The sequence below is a fragment of the Methylocystis echinoides genome, assembly GCF_040687965.1.
In the GTDB taxonomy this organism is placed as follows: domain Bacteria; phylum Pseudomonadota; class Alphaproteobacteria; order Rhizobiales; family Beijerinckiaceae; genus Methylocystis; species Methylocystis echinoides_A.
Genome location: NZ_CP156084.1, coordinates 421,448 through 439,590, shown reverse-complemented (window position 1 = coordinate 439,590; position 18,143 = coordinate 421,448). Strand labels below are relative to the sequence as shown.

The window sequence follows — 18,143 nt, the reverse complement described above, 5'->3', positions numbered from 1 at the left end:
TCGTAATTAAAAGTGTCGCCTGATGATCACAGTGATTAAGGTATTCAAGGCGCCACCTGTTTTCCTGCTTGTTGTAGTCATTGACGGTTATTTGGAAGCAACCTAGGTCCCTGGGCAAATTGAAGCTACTAAGGGCATATGTGTCCGAATACAAAAAGTAAGTTATTATAAACCCCATGATGCGCGTTAACATGATGGCCTCTCAGAAAATGACAGTATTAAAGGAGATTTGACGAACCGAAGCGTTGCTTGTTATCTTCTCGTACCAATGAGGCGCAGATATGATCGTGCTAGATACCCGCTTGCTGTAGACTTGATATTTTGAAGCTTACGCCGGGGCTAGGAGCCAAGGTCGCGCGGTGAGTCCGGCGTGGCTTCTCGGACTTGTGCAGCTTAGATTGCGCCACCGCGACCAGGTGCTCGTTGCGCGCCCGCTCGGCGAGGCGCCATCTCGATCGCCTGCGCCATCGTCGCACGGCTTCCTTACTTTTTAGCGATCATTTGGACTCCTGCTCGGGCTCTTTCCAGTAATGGAGTAAGATTTGCGTTTTCAACATACCTGTTTACGACATTGACGGACTTCCATCCACCAGCCTGCATGATGGGCAAAATACTCAAGCCCGAAACGATCATGTCTTGAGCGGCGCCAACGCGCATTGAATGCCCCGAGATCGCCTCTATGTCCCTAGGGTGAAGTTTGGCCGCCGCCGCATTTCGCTTCAGGATGCGGTTGATAGAAGAGGGGTGCAGCGGTTGGCGACCAACGCTGCCCCGGCGCACTGTCCGGAAGATAAATCCTTCCTCGATTTTCGCTGCTCTAAGCCACACGTTCAATAACTGGCGGGTATCTGGTGAGACATATCCGAGGCGTCCGTGTCCGTAAGGATCGCTTTTGGAGCGCCTGATGAGGATCTGGGCGGTTTGATTGTCGGAGCCAACGATGTCTTCCACTTGGAGGGCGACAAGCTCCGCACGGCGGCAGAGCGTATCATAACCAAGGGCGATGAGCGCACGGTCTCGCTTCCCAAGCAGTGAGTCCGGACATGCTGCAATAAGCCTGTTGCGGAAGCTGCTTGTTAGCCCTAACGCTTGCCGCGGCCGCGTCGGCCTTTTTCTCAAAGCCCGACGCATCGCGATGAGCACTTCTTCATCCGTTGCCGGGTTTTCCAATTTCATAAGTCTGTGGATTTTGCGAATTGCCGCGACGCGCCGCTTCAATGTTGAGGGCGCGACAAGTTCGGATTGCTGCGCGACGAAAGCGGCGAGCGTTTCTGGACAAGCGGGGATTGCCGCTCGTTTCGCTCTACTGCACCAGCTCTCAAAAACTTCCATGTCTGCGCGATAGGCGCGAAGGGTGCCGTCCGCGTAGGCGCCTTCAAGCCGAGTGAGGGCGTGGCGCCAGTCCTTGAGGCCGCGCCCGAGGCGTGGTCTACTTACTTTCGTATCCATTCCCGATCTTAGCAGAACCATTAGTGGTCCTAATAATACCGTTTGCGGTGAGAGTCAATGATAACGGCAGCTCAGATTCGTTGCGCGAGAGTAGCCTTGCGTTGGTCGGCGCTGAGATTATCGAAGGCTGCCGGCGTGGGGGTTCAAACGGTGAAAAGATTCGAAGCGGCGGATGGTGTCCCGCCCAGCAGGTCTTCGACGCTCCTAGACGTCAAGAAAGCGCTTGAAGCTGCCGGGATCGAATTCATCGGCACGCCGGAGGAGGGGCCGGGCATCCGTATCTGGGCGAAGGGAACGGCCGCGCCTAAGCCAACGGAAGCCATTGATTTTAGCTCAGAACGAGACTAGGTGGCGAACGTGAACAGCGTTGGAGGCGCGTCTTTTCATGCCAAGCGCAAAGCGCCAGCTGGAGCCAGCATCGGCGCCGCCGTCCGTGGGACGCGGCGATCTACAAAGTTTGCTCGGCGCGGCCCCGCTGCTCGAGGGCGAAGACGCGGACGCCTATCACGCGCTTTATGGCCACATCCGCGCCGCCGTCGAGCCCAACGACGCCATTGGAAGGAATTTGGGTGCGCGACGTGGGTCGGGCTGAAAGAGCGATCTCGACCGCATGGGCGGTAAGGCGGGCGTCAAGGATCTCCGATTTCTGATAGAGCATGCCCCGACGCCCCGTACCGCGGATAAGCGGGGCGTTTTTTGCTTTTCGCGTGCCCGTACCGAGTCAGTAATAGCGCGGCGGCGACGGCGCAGGCTGAGGCGATGTCAATGCGCCTACCGCCGCCCCAGTGGCCGCCCCGACCGCAGCGCCGCCGAGAGTTCCTGTCGTCGATCCGTCGAGGCAAGAGCGCCTATGCCTGCCCTCCGAGACCGCCGACAGCGGCCCCGCCGACTGCTCGTTCTCTGGGCGAGTTGCATCCGGTCGTCCCTCGATGGGGCGGACGACGCAGATGCGCGAGGGGAATGTCTAGGCGTGCTATTCGACCAATTTTGCGCGGTTACGTGACTGCCGGATCAATTCGCGGAGGGCCTTGCGGGCCTTGATGGCCTCCGCTGTAGAGAGACCGTGCGTCAATGCGTTGGAGTTCCTCTTCGGCGCGCCCGATCCCTTTGCGCCGCCATGCATACGGCATCGGGCCTTGCCCGAAACCGCCGGCGCCTGGCAGGGGGCGCCGGAACGGGTTTTGGCGCCACACCGGGGGCTCGTCAGCATCGGGTCGGTATTACGCGGGTGATTTCCTGCCATTCCTGCCCTTCCTGCGAGTCCGTTGTAAGGGGACCGGCGCCGCCTGCGTGACGTCGAGCATTGGCAGGGGCGCCTCGCCCGACGGCGTGAGCGCAAGCGGCGCAGCTTTAGCGTTCCCGGGCGCGGCGCCTGTTGGCGTCGTCACATTGCCGACGATCGCCTGTCCGCCGTCACTCACCGTGACATGCTGAACCGTCACTTTTTGTTCGCCGCCCGAGCGGTAACGCTTGAGCGCTTCGAGCTGCGCCGTAAACGTGCGGGTTAGCTTCGTAAAGGCGCTAACGGCGCTATCTTGCTGCGGGATGTTCTCGACATGGGCGAGCCGGCGCGCAAATGTCATGATGGACTCGTGAACCACGGCCATTTGCGCCGCCAACATGGCCTCCATCTGATCGCGCGGCCGGATGTCCTTGATCACCGAGATCAGGAAATTGAGGTCCTGCTCCTCCAATTTTCCGTTGCGTTGCGCGGCGTTTGAAAGTTGCCTCAACAGGCCGTTGACGAAGTCGATATCGACGGATCCGAGCGCCTCGGCGAGCAAGAGATGTCCGACGTCCTGGTTCGCGTGCGAGACAGTAAGCCTCGCGCCGTCTTTGGTTTGCTCGACCTTGACCCGCGGCGCAGTTGAATTGTCTCGGTCCCGCTTCTTGAAGAACCTTTCGACCGCCGCCTGCTCGGCGGCGGTCAATTCGTAACCGTCGAGCTTGCCGCCTCCGCGCTGTTTTGCGGAAGCGGAGGACGGTCGCTTTGATTTCTCGGATTTTGAGGGAGCCATGGTCGACGTCAGCGGCGCGCGCGGGTTTCTCGCTGATCTACCAAATATCGACCGGCGTTTCACGCCATTTATAAGCCCCAAAAGCTACTGTGCATGGGGTTGTTTTTGGCTTTTTTTTGACGCCTCCCCCCTGCCGCCAAGGCGCGATAACGCAAGTTACCAAGACTCTTCATGGACGTTATGAGTAGTGATAAATCATCATGCGAGGACAATGACCGGGGTTCCGATGGCTACGCGCGCATAAAGATGAGCGATGTCTTGGTTGATCATGCGAATGCACCCCGACGAAACGTTGGTTCCAATCGTTTCGGGCTCGGTGGTGCCGTGAATTCGGTAGCCCAGATCGCGGCCTTCGCCAAAAAGATACATGGCCCGGGCGCCAAGGGGACTGCGGGGGCCGCCCGGAACCCCGAGGCCGCGGGGGGTAGGCTGCAATTCAGCGACAATTTCTGGAGTCCGACTGACCATTTCCGACGGCGGGATCCAGTCAGGCCAGTCGCGCTTCATGTTTATGCGGGCGTTGCCAGACCAGGCGAACCCATCGCGACCGACGCCAACGCCATAACGCGTCGCTTTGCCGACCTCTTCCACGAAATAGAGGTGTCGGGTCGCGGTATCGACAACGACTGTGCCCGGGCGCTCGGGACCGCTATAGGCGACGGTTTGGCGAAGAAAGACCGGGTTGGCTTTCCGGTAATCAAACCCTCGGATTGCAAATCGCTCTCCGGGATATTCGTTATAGATCGCCTTGTAGTCAGGGCGCGCCAGCGTGACGTCAAGAGGACGGCTGGAGGGGGCGCCCGTGCAGCCTGTGAGAGCCCCGGCGCCCATAACGAGGCTGCCCGAGCAGAACTTGCGGCGGGTGATCATTTTTACGTCTCAACGATGGAACCTAGCGAAAGGCTCGGCGATCCCGGTTAACAATCATTTGACGAGGTCGCTTATACGAGCCGCCTGAGAAGAGGCCGCAGCGCAATCTCCCGCCAGCTTTCTTGGCGCCAACGCGCCGGGCGAGATGGTGAGAGGCTTCTTCTGAAGCCGGCACAAGAGCGGTCCACATCTGAATGGGTCGCTGTTATCATCGCGCGCGTCTCATGAACAGGAGCCTGCGAAGCTCGCGTCAACGGCAATATCGAGCGGGCGCCCGGAAGAGGAACGCGCGCAGCAGACCTAAGCCACACTCTCAGCTAAAGAGCCTTATATCGCCGCATTAGCCGAAACGCGGCCGCCGCGCTGGTCAAATGAAATACGAGCGCGAGCCGCACAGTTAAGCGCGGCCGCACGCATGACAAGGTCTCAAATAGCCGGGCTCGAGCGAGTGAGGAACCGCTTCCTACTAGCGGGAGAAGCCTGCCATTCCTACAAGCCGCATTGGGAAAATAACGATCAGGCTCAGTAGGACTAGCATTACGGTTGCAGCCGGAAACAGGTACGCCGCCAGCGCGACGAAAATCGCCAAACCACCGAAAACTTGTCTGGACTTCTCTTTGCTGTATTCGAGCCTCCTCGCCAGCTGCGCGGTAGACGGCACCCAGAGGCGTAGCGGATCGGCTTCGCCATTCACTCCCCAACTCCGAGGAGGCGACGGGCATTGCAGCCTCTCACGCGGGACCGCTCTCCCCGGTCTTGTCGTAATTGCACTCGCTCTAGATGATTAGAAGCGAACCATACAAGCGGCGGCAAGAATGATTCGACTGGAGAAAGTCAGCAAATTTTATGGCGAACTCCGAGTCATTGACGACGTTAGCCTGGCTATAAGACGCAGCGAGACAACAGTGCTAATCGGGCCGTCTGGATCGGGAAAATCCACGCTGCTGGCGTTGATGACAGGGCTGGAATGGCCCGACTGCGGGGCGATCACGATCGACGCCTGTCCGCTCACGCCTCGGTCGGCGCTCCGACTGCGGCGGCGGATGGGCTACGTCATCCAGGATGGCGGACTGTTCCCTCATCTCACTGCCCGCCAGAATGTCGAGCTCATGGCGAAGGAGGCCAGCTGGCCGGCGGAAAAGCGCCGTGAGCGGCTGGATATGTTGTCCGCGCTCACGAGTATCCCATCGTCCGTTCTGAACCGTTACCCCTTGGAGTTATCGGGGGGGCAGCGCCAACGTGTTTCCCTCATGCGGGCGCTGATGCTCGACCCTGATATTCTTCTAATGGATGAGCCCCTCGGCGCGCTTGACCCTATGATCCGAGCCGACTTGCAGGACCAGCTCAAGACCATCTTTCAGAATCTGGCGAAGACTGTCGTGCTCGTAACTCACGACCTTGGCGAGGCGGCGTTCTTCGGGGCGACAATCATACTCGTGCATCAAGGGCGGATCGCTCAGCAGGGGCAATTCCACGACCTGGTCGAGCATCCGCTAGAGCCCTTCGTCAGCCGGTTTATTCATGCGCAACTGCCGCGCCTTTCGATGTTGGATAGGCAGGCTCGCAACTCCAGAGGGCCGCGCGGGTGAAACGACGCGGAAAGAAATTCCTACTTGTCCTTTGTCTGGCTTCGATTCTTAGTTCGTCACTTAACGCGAGTCGTCCCGAAGAAGAAATCCGCATCGGCTCCAAAAAATTTACCGAGTCGGTGATCCTCGCCGACATAGCGTCAAAACTCGCCGGCTCGATCGGCGCAACCGTAATGCATCGTCAAGAACTCGGTGGAACAAGGCTGTTGTGGGGGGCCTTGCTGGCGGGCGAGATCGACGTCTACCCAGAATACACCGGAACGCTCATGGGCGAGATGTTCGCGCGTGAAGGCGTCCGCGATCAGGCGTCGCTTGGCCAGGCGCTTGCCAAGCGTGGGCTCCTCATCAGTCGCTCGCTCGGCTTTAGCAACGCCTACGGTCTGGGCATGGCGGCGGGCCGAGCGGAGCTATTGAGAATCTCCAAGATCTCAGATCTTCCCCGTCATGCGTCGCTGCGTTTCGGGCTGGGCGATGAATTCCTCAGTCGGGCAGACGGTTGGCCTGCTGTCCAGGCGACTTACGGCCTCAGCGCCGCGGACGTCCGCGGATTGGACCACGACATTGCTTACAAAGGACTGGCCGAAGGCTTAATCGACGTAATGGACGTATACCGGACCGATCCCGAAGTTGAGTACTACGGCGTTCGAACCCTTGACGACGATTTGCACATTTTTCAGGAGAGTACGGCCATCCTTCTCTATCGGGCCGACCTCCGCCAGCGCGCGCCAAGAGCGCTCTCGGCTATGCTTCGGCTCGAGGGTCGAATCGACCAACAGTTAATGATCGGCATGAATCGCGCCGTGAAGGTCGACCGACGCTCAGAAAGCGAGGTGGCGGCTCAGTTCTTGGCCGCAAATTTCTCATTGATCGATACGCAACCTTTAGAAGGTTTAGCAAGACGACTTGTTCGTCGCACCATCGAACATCTAAAGCTTACCACCATCTCGCTTGGCGCGGCGATTCTCGTCGCCTTGCCGCTAGGCGTCATCGCCGCGAGGCGTCCAGTCCTCGGTCGAGCGATCCTGGCGGCGGCGAGCATTGTTCAGACAATCCCTTCGCTTGCGCTTTTAGTGTTCATGATCCCAATACTAGGCATTGGCCCGGGGCCCGCCATCGCCGCGCTATTTCTTTACAGTCTGTTACCGATCATCCGGAACACAGCGACGGCGTTGCAGGACATCCCCCCTTCCATCCGCATTTCCGCAATCGCGCTCGGCCTGACGCCTAGCCGGCGCCTAACGCTCATCGAGCTTCCGATGGCTTCGCCAGCAATTCTAGCCGGCATGAAAACGGCCGCAGTGATCAATGTTGGCGCTGCGACGCTTGGCGCCTTGATTGGAGCCGGAGGCTACGGCCAGCCGATTTTTACCGGCGTGCGACTGGATAATTTTGGTCTGATCCTCGAAGGCGCCGTGCCAGCGGCGCTGCTCGCACTTCTCGTGCAGGGGCTGTTCGACCTCGCCGAGCGTTATTTAACTCCCCGCGGGTTGCGTCTCAAGCAGCCGGTCTGATCCTGGACTTGCTTCGCGTTAGGGATAGGGGCATGTTCGCCAGGTTCAGACCTGCCGTCGGCTGATCGAGGCGAGCGGACGCTGTCCGCCCGAAGATGTCGGTGGGCCTTGGAGCTAGGCGGAAATGTCGGAGCCAACCGGCGACAAAGCGCATGAGCGCCACGCCGAAATCTGCGAGTGGCTCGGAAGCGCGTTCGATCCTGAAGACTTCGACCCAGAACCGCTCAAAGCGGACGTTGCCGCTCCCGCCAAACGGTGGTCACGAAAGACGGCCGCCAAAAGACCGCGACCCGACGAACCCGCGCGTCTCACCGGATGCTTACATCGCAAGGAGTGCTCCTAGCGGTCTTCTCAATATTGCCCTTGGCGAGGCGCCGAATAGGCCCGTAATCGGGCTACAAGCCGCGTGGGTGGGCGAAAGGCGGCCGGGTTACCCTCGGGGTAGTGGGGTTGACCATAGCCAACCCCCTGCCTTTACCGTGGCCATAATGGCGGGGCTTCGGGCAGCAAGTCGTGCCGGTCGGTGAGTCAAGCCATGGCCCTTTGGCTAATTTCCAGCCCATGAGAATCCGCCTGTCCCCTAAATCACGAGGTCGGGCGCAGCAAGGTATCCGGCACGTCCACGAACAGATCCATTGGCGCTCGGTCCTTAGTGCGATGAGGAGCGTGATAACCACTCTGTATTGCCGCCATTGACCCCTTGAAAATCAGTTTCGACGCCAACAACAATCCGATCCGTGACCTGCCAATTGTAGCCCACCTGGCCTCCACCGACGAAACCAGGCTTCTTTGTCCAAGCAAATCCCGCTTGAGGAACCGATGCAAAAGCGGTTGAGTAAGCGAAATTCCCCGGCGCCAGTCGGGACCAAGCCACAGTTGCGGGGGCGTTGCCGTTACTCCAAAGACCTCCCGCGTTCAGACCCACGTAAAACCCGGTCCAGGTCGGGAGCGGCGCGAGGTGTGTTCCCCTGGGGCCAGTGAGTTCGTCGCCATAAGCAAAGGGGACACCCAGGAGGACCAAAAATATCAAGGCGGCAGAAATCTTAGTCACTCGGTGCTTCCGGGAAATGCGTAGCTTATCAATTTTCGTCCGATCTTTTCCTTGTTGAAATTCTTACGGGTAATTTAGGCCCCACTGTGGCGACCGGGTTGTTGATTGCCTAATTCCATCCATGATCTGACCATCCCCCAGTAAATTGATTCGCGTTGATGTGCGTTTCCACTGCAGAGGACTTGCCATATAGCGGAGTTATCGAAAGCTTGGGTTTGGGCAAGCTATCAGGGTGTGGTGCAGGACAACAGCACAAAGGGAGCGGCCCAAGCACCGGTCCAAGGTTTAGCTGAAGATCGGGTCGTGCCGTTCAGAGCGACAACGAACTTTCGGAGCAATGCGATGGATCGAGATACGGCGGAAGCCAGGACAAAATTCGGACTAGCGATTGCGGCTTCGATACTGATCGGGGCGTTTTTCAAGCTCATCGCTTTGGCGCTGTTCTTGATCGCCGTCCTCTTAATTGTATCTGGCAAGGAACCACAAAAAACTCGGGAATTCCTCGCAGGCGTTCCAGGCGGTAACTACGTCATCAAGGCACTGGCCCGCGTGGATGAGTGGATTTCGTAAGGATGGCTCAAGTGATCCCTGAGCAATGACGAAAGCCGGCGCTTCCGGCCCCTAGATTGCGCCGGTGTTTATATCGAATTCATTTCGTTACTGCAGTTAGGTCGAGCTCATGAAGAAATTGAAAGAGCGTGTGTCTCAATTCATCGCAGACCGATTCCCTGACGAGGAGGTCCCCGTTGAAGCCTTGTGCCAAGACAAGAATGGAACGTATGTAATCCCTTACGCCTGCTGCCGCTTTGATGAAGAATGGCGCAATTTCGACACCGACGAAACGGTGACCGCCACTATCATAGGTTGGCGTCCAATTTCCGAAAAGCCACGGTACCGGCCTCTGCGAAAAAAGTAAATGAAAGCAAATGAATCCGTTTTTCAGGGCGTCGAATCAATCTTTCTACCCCTTGTCTCGTCGCTTCAAAGACCTTGGCTCGCGTGCCGTCGCGAATAATGCCGAAGCCGATATTCTCTTCGCCGATGCAGCGAATGCCCAACTGCACTTGACGCGGATGGCCGCGATATTTTGGAAAGGCGTTTTGAAGAGGATCCGCTTCAAGTTGAATCTGTTCATAAAAATCAGGCGAGCTCTTGGGTAAATGCCCTTTTCACGATTCCAGATGTGTGCATGGAATACGCCATAATCGCCCTGGCGATATCGCATGGTTGCCGATTGCGGCGCCTTCCGAGACGGCTGCGTCCTGTCAGAGGCCGCAAATTTGGGGAAAGTTGCATCCAAGCCGGAGACATCCGGCGACTCCCGGTTACAGGGGCGGGGCATCTTGCAACAAATTCTCGCCTTGGTTGCACTATTCATGTCGACAAACGAAGGTGATGCAACGCATTCTCACGTCAGCCCGCCATGAAGTCAAAAACACTCCTCCTGCGCATCCTGGCCATTTGGGTCATCTGGGGGAGCATTCTATCGCCTGCCCAATCCCTGCAGTCCCTGCCTACCATCGAGATCAAGCGGGGACCGGCGGGCAACCCGAGCCTGCGGAGAGTCCCAGGCGGCCAGCCACAGAAGCCAGCCGCCGCGGCCCAGGCGAAGCCCATTGCACAGCCTCCGCCTGTTCAACCGTCAGGCACGGGCGAGCGGCCTCCCGCCATAGTAGAAAAATTCCAGATCCCGAACTCCATTTCGAGCGTCACACGGGCTCAGATCGACCGACAGGTAAACGTCGTCGATACGGAAGATGCGCTGAAATACATGCCGAGCCTCGCGGTCCGCAAACGCTTCAACGGCGATACGCAGGCTCCGCTCCAGACCAGAACCTGGAGTTTCAATTCGCCCGCGCGCAGCCTAGTGTACGTGGATGATCTCCTGATCAGCAATCTGATGTCGAACGAAACGCTCACCGGCGCGCCCCGCTGGGGAGTTGTGTCGCCAGAGGAGATCGAGCGGATCGACTTTCTATACGGTCCTTACTCTGCCCAGTATCCCGGAAATTCGATGGGCGGCGTTCTTCTCATCACCACCCGAACGCCGGAAAAGCTCGAAATTTCGGTGCGTAATACCACGAGCGTGCAGGATTTTTCCCTTTACGGCACTTCACGGGCATTCACGACAAACGCCACCAATTTCTTCATTGGAGACAGGGTCAACGATTTTGCCTGGTCCCTCTCGGGCAACTGGCTGGGGGGCGCCCAGCCCCCCCAGATCATGGTGGTCGCGCAGCCCACGAACACATACCCGTATCCGGGAGCGTTCTTCGCCTTGAACAGGTTTGGTTTGCCTGCACAGGTCCTCGGGAGCGCGGGAGGGCTCGACGGCAATCAGCTTTCGGGCCGATTCAAGGCCTCGTACGATCTCTCGCGTGACGTTCGCGCAACCTACTCCGTCGGACTTTGGTCGAACGATGGAACATCCCGGCCCGAGAATTACCTGACGCTCGGGCATGTCCCCTATTTTGGCCCGAGCCCTTTGCCGAGCCCGCCAGGCCTCGGACCGGTCGCTTTTCTGACTTTCGGCAGCGGCTATTTCCGCACGCAGGAGAAGTTGTTGACGAATTCCGCCGCCATAAAGTCGAACAGTGGCGGCCTTTTCGACTTCGAATTATCGGGATCCAATTTTTCGGTGCTTCAGTTCGACCAGATCAGTCCCTTCTCAGCGGCGTATCCCTACGGGGGCTATACGTCCAATGGAAAGGACTTGCGGTTTGGCGGGACGTATTGGTCGCTTCTCGACCTGAAGGGCATTTTACGCCCCTCCATCGACGCGCTGAAAGATCATAATCTGAGTTTTGGCCTCCATGGCGACCAGGTGCATTTCAGCAACCCGGTTTATCTGACCACGAATTGGCCTGCGGGCATGTTCTCGTCCTACGGCGTAACAGCGACGCGGAGCAGCGGCACGACCAGGACACAAGCGCTGTGGTTTCAGGACGCCTGGTCGATTAACCCCGAAACCAAACTGACCCTTGGGTTGCGCGCGGAGACCTGGAAGGGCTCCGACGGATTGACGCAGACGATCGGCAATCTGACGAGCACGGGTCTTCCGGCAAATCTGAGTCTCCAGCGACTGGCGCCGTCCTATCAACCAGTCACGAGCTATGCGAGACTTTCGCCCAAAGCCTCATTCGAACGCGCGTTGGCCCCGGACTGGTCAATTGCCGGAAACATCGGCGTGGCCAACCGCTTCCCTACGCCGCGGGAGTTATATGGCCTGAACAGCGCCGTCACATCCGGTTTTGACGTCATTCCCAATCCGACCTTGCGGCCCGAAGTGGCCCTCACCAAGGAGATCGTTTTCAAGCATGATCGCCAGGGAGGAGGAACCATCCGCGCCTCCTTCTTCGACGAAGAGGTTCGCGACGCCATGATCGCGCAGACAGCCCCTCTGGCCGGAACGTCTCAATTGAGCCTCACAGTGAAGAACGTTGAGCGCGTTCGCAACAGTGGCGTCGAGCTTGCCATCAATAAAGATAACTTTTTTCTGGAAGGTCTCGAGCTTGCTGCGAGTGCCACCTGGGTGAAATCGAGAGTGATCTCGTTTCCCGGCTGGTCTCCGAGCGTGGCGTGGCCGCGGTCGCTCTCCGAATTGTTGCGCAACCCTGGCAACATGGATTTCTGGTGTTATTCGGTCGCCGGAAAAAATCTTCCCTATGTTCCCGAATGGAAAGCAAACCTGGTCGCTACCTACCGCCCGGACGATCAATGGTCATTCACGTTCGGCGCGCGCTACCAGAGCAACATGTCGACGACCTTCTCCAATAACGACTTTGTTCATAATGTATACCAGTCGTTGGATGGTTTTTTCGTCGCTGACGTCAAGGCGCGACTGAAGCTCGATCAGTCGACCGCTCTGGATTTCGGCATCGACAATATCGGAAACTACAAATACTTCATCGTCAATCCGATGCCCCAGCGCACATTCTATCTCGCCCTGAGCCACCAGATTGGCGGCAATAGCGCTTTGACCCGGACCGCGCCCTAGAGAAAGTTGCGGGCAAGTTGGTCGCCGCCCTTGAACGTGGTTATGACGGCCTCCGCATCAGCGGCAGCACCTTTTCGCTGGCGCGGGACGATTGGGAGTCTTTCGTGCGCTATGAGGCGGCGATCGACCGCATCGTCGGATATAAGCGGATTTCTCGCGATGTGCGCCTATTCGCTGCAGAAGTGGAGCATGAGCGAAATCTTCGACGTCATCGCAACGCATGATTTCGCCCTCGCCAAGGAAGATGGCCGTTGGCGGGCGTCCAAGAGTTTCTCCCGCGAGCGGATCGAGCAAGGTCTGAAAGAGAGTGAAGCTCGCCTGCGCGCCACCCTCGAAGGCGTCTGCGACGGCGTCATCACCACCGATGAGTCAGGCGCCATCGTGTCAATGAATCCGGCGGCCATGCGGATCTTTGGATATTCGCTTTGGGATGCCTACCAGCGACGACACGACACTGCGCTGTCTCAAACGACGAGTAAAGGCGCGCGGCTCAGAGGAGACGGCGCGCGTCGTAGGCGTCGACGACTGGGCTTGGCGCAAAGGCTCGACTTACGGGACCATCATCGTGGACCTGGAGCGACGGGAGGTGCTCGATCTATTTCCCGAACGCGCCGCAGGCATGCCCGCGGATTGGCTCAAGCGGCATCCTGGCGTCGAGATTGTCAGTCGCGATCGCTGCGGTTCATTTGCCCAAGGGGCCGACGAAGGCGCGCCGCAGGCACGGCAAATAGCCGACCGTTTTCATATCCTGCAGAACCTGCGGGAGGCCGTTCAGGCGCAACTCGGCCGCGCATCAGGGTTTTCCGCACGTCCATTGTTGCCGGCAGACGGCGAGGAGGTCGCCAGCGTGAGAGACAAGCACGGCGGCGCTGAGCACCGCCGCCGCACCAGAGTAGCGAATGAGCGTTCAAGGCAAGCGGTTTTCGGGCGGGTTCGCGCGCTCTACAAGGAGGGGAGAAATGTGATGGAGATCGCGCGCCAGACGGTTTCGATCGCCGCACGGTCGCCAAATGGATCCGAGCCGAAGCACTTCCTCAACGGAGCGCTTCGACCCCGAAGACAACGTCTCCGCGGCATTTCGAAGAATATCTGTCGGAATGTTGCGTGCGCGGCCGGCGCCTGTTCCAGGAGATCAGAGCACGCGGTTACACAGGCAGTTTCTCAAATCTCGAACGGCTGCTGGCGAAGTGGCGCAATCCGAGATCCAGGACTGTAACGACCACATCGACTGTTTCGAATCCGCGACCCGTCGATCCCGCGACTGGACGTTCGATCTCACCGATCGTCTCCGTCGCGCTCTGCATCAAGCCGCGTGGGCTGTTGACCGTTAATCAAGCTGCAAAAGTCGAGTCTATGAAAGAGGACTGGCCAGAGTTCGCGACAATCGTCGGCTCGCTATGCGCTTCAGGGGCCTCCTCAAAAGCAAGAGCGCCAGCAAGCTTGGCGCCTGGTTGAGAGACGCCCAGAAATCGGGCTTGTACGCGATGCAACGTTTCGCTCGCACGGGCGCAGAGAGACATCGACGCGGTGAGAAATGCGATCACTGAGCCGTGGAGCAACGACCAGACAGAAGGACAGATCAATCGCCTGAAGGCACTCAAACGAACGATGTATGGACGAGCAGGGCCAGAGCTCCTCCGGGCCCGCCTGCTTCCTGTGTAGCAATCACTGCAACAGGAATTGAGGAAGACCCCATTAAAGGTGAGAATATCGACCAAGCGTGTTCTCACGTTTGATGGCTTTTTCGATTCGGAATCGGAAATTCTCAAGCAAAGATGGCCCCTGACAGCCCGCTAAGGCGATATGTTCTGTCCCATCGCTCTTCCGAGTCTGATGCTCTCGGACAAGCCCCGATCTTCCGGGTAATAGAAGCAGGTGTCAGCGATTTGCAGCCCGTCGATCGGCGTCCGGACAGGCGGGATACGCGCTGCAAACCCTGTCGTGCAAACAGGCTGAGCGTAACGTAATCGGCCGACATGCGAGGCGCAAACATCTTCGCGCTGTATTTCAGGATTTACGCGCTGCAGGTATGAGAGGGCTTCGCCGAGGAGCTCATCGTCTGACCAGCTAAACTTGGGGTGATCTGTAGGCATATAATACGGAATATAAATGACAGTGTTTTCCAGGTCTCTCAGGTTCGAGAACTCGACGAATCCTGGGATCTCTATTCCCGGTTCCGAAACGTTAACCCAGAAGTGAGGCGTCACTGAGCGATTGAGCAGGAAAACAAGGCAGCAAACGCCGATGTTCTCGATGCTGCGGTAGCGCGCGAGCAAGTCTTCGGGAAGGTCAGGGACGAGATCTGGAACCAAAGGTATGGGCGCGGTGCAAATAACCGCGTCGGCTCGGAGCGTTCCATGCGGCGTCCTCACGCCGACCACTCGGCCTGCTTCTGTCATCACCCTTTCTGCAGGGCAGGAACATTTTATCTCACCGCCGAGAGCTTCTATTCCTTGCCGCAGCGCATTCACCAGAGTCTGGCTACCACCTTCTATATGCCCGAGCTGCTCACTAAAGATTGACTTCCGCGACTTTCCCAGCCGTTTGATTCTTGTCCATATCCATGCTGCGGAAATGTCATCGGCGTATCGGTAGAATTTGTAGTGGAATAGCGGTCGCCATAGTCGATCATAAACATCGGATCCACACCAGCCTTCGATCCAGGTTCGGGCCGGCTCGTTTTCGAGTGCCGGCCAATTCCTTCTGCGGATCGAGACAAATGCGAACAACGCGTATCTCAATCGAGAAATCAAGCTGACCTCAGGAAATTTCAGCAAGGACAATGGATCGCCCCAGGGGTGCAGACGCCCCCCCGTAAAATACCCCATGGTCGTGCGCTTCCACCGAATTTTATCTCCGATTCCAAGCTCTTCCATGAGCTGGAAAGTCGGCGCGTCGGACTTACACACAAAATGATAGAAGCGCTCAATCGAAAGACCGCTCAGGTCGAAATGAGCCGCCATTCCGCCCGGCTCGGGCGCTGCTTCCAGAACCTCGACGCTATGGCCTTCCGTCGCCGCCTGATAGGCAGCCGCCAAGCCCATCGCGCCGGCTCCAATAATAATTACTTTAGACATTCGAGACCTACAGGACAGAAGATGGACATATCCGCCAGCTACGACTGCTAACGCTCCGCGATCGTCCCCGTGCGGGCAAAGGAGAGTTTCTTGTGTCCGAAATACGACGTCACAGCGGAACTTGATAGGCCGATAAAATGCGCCGTCAGTTCCGGATAGAACGTTACGTCGAAAAACGGCCAGACGAGCCTCACGAGGCCAACGGCTACGATCCACGTTTGAACGAGCGACGCGGCGTTTACGATCGCAAAACGCGTAAACTCGGAGGCAACGGGTCTTCCCGTCGGTTCAAACACGAAAAGTTTCGTCAGCGTGTAGGCGGTCGTCATCCCACACAAATGCGACAAAGCAACCGCCGCCTCAAAGTAAGTTACCAAAGAAAATAACGCGCGCGACGCAAGATTGACGGGAACAGACAGGCCAGCAGCCGCGACGAACTTGACGAACTGCGACCGTTCGCCTGCAAGGTCCCGGATGACTTTTTTGAAAGGCACTGCGCACCCAATCATATTCTGAGCCGGTTGAAGATCCAGGTTGGGGCAAGGCGTATAATCAACATAATCCACCCCCAAAATGAAGGAGCGTATACGATCGGGCCTCCACGCTCGGCGCTCCTTGCGATGATCCGGGCGACATCCTCCGGACGAGACCAGAGGAAACCTTTTTTTTGAAATGCCTCGGTCATGGGTGTATCCACTAAACCCGGCTTCACTACCACGGCGCGAGCGCCCGTTGGCGCCAATTTGTGAGCAATTCCCTCAACGAGGCATGCGAGACCGGCTTTTGTCGCGCCATAGACGAAGTTTGATTGACGCCCGCGATCGCCAGCTACAGACCCCAAGACAATGAGCGTTCCGGAACGCTGCTGCTCCAAAATACGGCTGGCTGCAAGCGACCAGGCGATGGAACTCGTAAAATTCGTGGCGACTAAGCGCTCAATGGCCTTCTGGTCTTGTTCCAGTATCTCCTTATCTCCGAGAGCGCCATAGGCCAAGAGCAAGAGGTCAAGTCGGCCGAGCGTCTTGACCATTTTTTGAAGCTCGTCCCTCGCATTGGCCCGGACGCAATCAATGCTCACGATCGACGTACTCTTAGCTCCCCTGACGCTCAAATCTTGAGCGATCGCTTGAAGACGCGCCGGGTCCCGCCCGACCAGCACGAAGTTCGCGCCGGCTGCCGCCCAAATGCGAGCCGTGGCTTCTGCGATCGCAGACGTGGCACCGAGGACAATGATATTTCTCGCTCTCACGGTCATGAAGCTACTCGTCGCCAGAAATCTGAACTCATGGCAGGATCTGTGGCCTTGCTGAATTCTTCCCACCCGGGGAAGGACTGACGAAATAATCGCGCCGGCATGCGCCCGTCCTTAGCCGGGTAGAGTGCGCCATGGAACTCCTGTACGATCTGGTCAAGACGGGCGAGCGCCTCGAGAGTATCTCGCCCACGGTTGGGAAAGTCGATCGCCAGGGTAGCGCCTTCCCGAGGAAAGGACAGGAGCCCTGGGGAGGCGAGCGCCCCGAAAGTTTTCAGGACAGCAAGGAAAGAGGCGCCCCCGCTCCTGGTAATTTCGCTCAGCATATGCGGGATCGCCCGACGAGCTTCCCCTTTGGGGATGACGCATTGATATTGCAGCATGCCGCTGCGGCCATATAGCCGATTCCAATGCAAGACAGAGTCTAGCGGATAAAAGAACGGGGCGTAATGGAGCCGAGACTTCCTCTTTCGTTTTTGCAGATGGTAATAGACCTCGTTGAATGCACCGATCGAGCGAGTGTTCAGCAAGGAAGACGGCGCTTCTATAGGTACGGTCTTCCAAGTTTCGTCCTTATGAGGGATGAGCGAGCCGGTTGTCGACCAATTGCCCCGCGTGAAAATTCCTCGACCGATCTTCGAGCCCTTTGAAACGCAATCGATCCACGCGACCGTATGTTCGAAATTCCCGACGCTTTCCGCGGAGAGCGCCCAAAACTCTTCCAGATTTTCAAAAGGCAGGCACTCAACGTCAACGTGGGCGGCGGCTATTCTGGCAAGATCGAGCTCGACCCATTCGATGACTCCGGTCAGGCCGAGCCCACCGATTGTCGCCGAGTACAGCGCAACCTCCGACGCCGGCGTAACCGTCAATCTCCCCCGGTCGCTCCGAAGCAGACCTATCGCCCGCACATGGCGGCCGATTGAGCCTGCGCTATGGTGGTTTTTGCCATGCACGTCATTGGCGACAGCGCCGCCAAGCGTAACGAAGCGCGTCCCGGGCGTCGTGGGCAAAAACCAGCCGCTCGGCACGGTAAGGTGGAGAATATCGGAAAGGACTACCCCCGCTTCGGCCCGCAGAACGCCCTTTTTGGCATCGAAAGAAATGAAGCGATCAAGACCGCACATATCGATGAGCGAGCCATCGCTATTGAGACAAGAGTCACCGTATGATCGCCGTCGCCCAATCGCAAGCTTGGACGAAGGAAGGCCGACGAGGCCGGGCAATTCAGAAAAAAAATGCGGACGAACGACACGCTGCCTCCGGCGGACAACTCTACCCCACGAGCAATAATCGTCACGATCGATGAGGGGAGGAGAGCTCACAATC

Annotated in this window: 17 protein-coding genes and 1 pseudogene; 9 read left to right on the top strand and 9 right to left on the bottom strand. The window is 58.0% G+C overall.

Annotated features, from left to right (window positions below):
* Positions 1-483: 483 nt before the first annotated feature.
* Positions 484-1,449, bottom strand: a complete 966-nt coding sequence (locus tag RVU70_RS02110; RefSeq protein WP_363349441.1) for a tyrosine-type recombinase/integrase — start codon at positions 1,447-1,449, stop codon at positions 484-486.
* Positions 1,450-1,834: 385 nt separating this feature from the next.
* Between RVU70_RS02110 and RVU70_RS02105 the strand changes: the two genes are divergently transcribed.
* Complete coding sequence (locus RVU70_RS02105) at positions 1,835-2,041, top strand: hypothetical protein (RefSeq protein WP_363349440.1); 207 nt, start codon at positions 1,835-1,837, stop codon at positions 2,039-2,041.
* A gap of 381 nt (positions 2,042-2,422) precedes the next feature.
* Here RVU70_RS02105 and RVU70_RS02100 read toward each other — a convergent pair whose 3' ends face one another.
* From RVU70_RS02100 to RVU70_RS02085, 4 genes are all read right to left on the bottom strand, one after another.
* Positions 2,423-2,659 (bottom strand): HGGxSTG domain-containing protein, encoded by a 237-nt coding sequence (locus RVU70_RS02100; RefSeq protein ID WP_363351181.1) that lies wholly within the window; start codon positions 2,657-2,659, stop codon positions 2,423-2,425.
* Between the two features lie 10 nt (positions 2,660-2,669).
* A complete protein-coding gene (locus tag RVU70_RS02095) occupies positions 2,670-3,467 on the bottom strand; it encodes a hypothetical protein (protein ID WP_363349439.1) in 798 nt (265 codons plus the stop codon).
* Between the two features lie 198 nt (positions 3,468-3,665).
* Complete coding sequence (locus RVU70_RS02090) at positions 3,666-4,337, bottom strand: L,D-transpeptidase (RefSeq protein ID WP_363349438.1); 672 nt, start codon at positions 4,335-4,337, stop codon at positions 3,666-3,668.
* A gap of 466 nt (positions 4,338-4,803) precedes the next feature.
* Complete coding sequence (locus tag RVU70_RS02085; RefSeq protein WP_363349437.1) at positions 4,804-5,031, bottom strand: hypothetical protein; 228 nt, start codon at positions 5,029-5,031, stop codon at positions 4,804-4,806.
* Positions 5,032-5,152: 121 nt separating this feature from the next.
* On the opposite strand from RVU70_RS02085, the gene RVU70_RS02080 reads away from it, so the two are divergent.
* From RVU70_RS02080 to RVU70_RS02045, 8 genes and pseudogenes are all read left to right on the top strand, one after another.
* Positions 5,153-5,926 (top strand): ATP-binding cassette domain-containing protein, encoded by a 774-nt coding sequence (locus RVU70_RS02080; protein WP_363349436.1) that lies wholly within the window; start codon positions 5,153-5,155, stop codon positions 5,924-5,926.
* Positions 5,923-7,437 (top strand): glycine betaine ABC transporter substrate-binding protein, encoded by a 1,515-nt coding sequence (locus RVU70_RS02075; protein ID WP_363349435.1) that lies wholly within the window; start codon positions 5,923-5,925, stop codon positions 7,435-7,437. Before RVU70_RS02080 ends, RVU70_RS02075 begins: the two co-directional genes overlap by 4 nt.
* Positions 7,438-8,830: 1,393 nt before the next feature.
* Positions 8,831-9,058: a hypothetical protein gene (locus RVU70_RS02070; RefSeq protein WP_363349434.1), complete on the top strand. Its 228-nt coding sequence runs from the start codon at positions 8,831-8,833 to the stop codon at positions 9,056-9,058.
* 356 nt (positions 9,059-9,414) lie between these two features.
* On the top strand, positions 9,415-9,648 hold the full coding sequence (locus RVU70_RS02065) for a hypothetical protein (RefSeq protein WP_363349433.1): 234 nt from the start codon (positions 9,415-9,417) through the stop codon (positions 9,646-9,648).
* A 263-nt stretch (positions 9,649-9,911) separates the two neighbouring features.
* Complete coding sequence (locus RVU70_RS02060) at positions 9,912-12,485, top strand: TonB-dependent receptor domain-containing protein (RefSeq protein ID WP_363349432.1); 2,574 nt, start codon at positions 9,912-9,914, stop codon at positions 12,483-12,485.
* 17 nt (positions 12,486-12,502) lie between these two features.
* Positions 12,503-12,709, top strand: a complete 207-nt coding sequence (locus RVU70_RS02055; RefSeq protein WP_363349431.1) for a hypothetical protein — start codon at positions 12,503-12,505, stop codon at positions 12,707-12,709.
* Positions 12,645-12,866 (top strand): annotated as a pseudogene (locus tag RVU70_RS02050) (hypothetical protein); the annotation flags it as partial. The gene RVU70_RS02055 and the pseudogene RVU70_RS02050, both read left to right, overlap by 65 nt.
* Positions 12,867-12,915: 49 nt before the next feature.
* Positions 12,916-13,701, top strand: coding sequence for a transposase (locus tag RVU70_RS02045; protein ID WP_363349430.1), 786 nt, complete (start codon positions 12,916-12,918; stop codon positions 13,699-13,701).
* A 577-nt stretch (positions 13,702-14,278) separates the two neighbouring features.
* Here RVU70_RS02045 and RVU70_RS02040 read toward each other — a convergent pair.
* From RVU70_RS02040 to RVU70_RS02025, 4 genes are read right to left on the bottom strand one after another with little or no spacing between them, the layout of a single operon-like run.
* Positions 14,279-15,562, bottom strand: coding sequence for an NAD(P)/FAD-dependent oxidoreductase (locus tag RVU70_RS02040; RefSeq protein WP_363349429.1), 1,284 nt, complete (start codon positions 15,560-15,562; stop codon positions 14,279-14,281).
* Positions 15,563-15,609: 47 nt separating this feature from the next.
* Positions 15,610-16,056 carry a GtrA family protein gene (locus RVU70_RS02035; protein WP_363349428.1) on the bottom strand — a complete coding sequence of 149 codons (447 nt, stop codon included), beginning with the start codon at positions 16,054-16,056 and terminating at the stop codon, positions 15,610-15,612.
* Between the two features lie 11 nt (positions 16,057-16,067).
* Complete coding sequence (locus tag RVU70_RS02030; protein WP_363349427.1) at positions 16,068-16,817, bottom strand: SDR family NAD(P)-dependent oxidoreductase; 750 nt, start codon at positions 16,815-16,817, stop codon at positions 16,068-16,070.
* Positions 16,814-18,139 (bottom strand): FAD-binding oxidoreductase, encoded by a 1,326-nt coding sequence (locus RVU70_RS02025; RefSeq protein WP_363349426.1) that lies wholly within the window; start codon positions 18,137-18,139, stop codon positions 16,814-16,816. Before RVU70_RS02025 ends, RVU70_RS02030 begins: the two co-directional genes overlap by 4 nt.
* Positions 18,140-18,143: the final 4 nt, after the last annotated feature.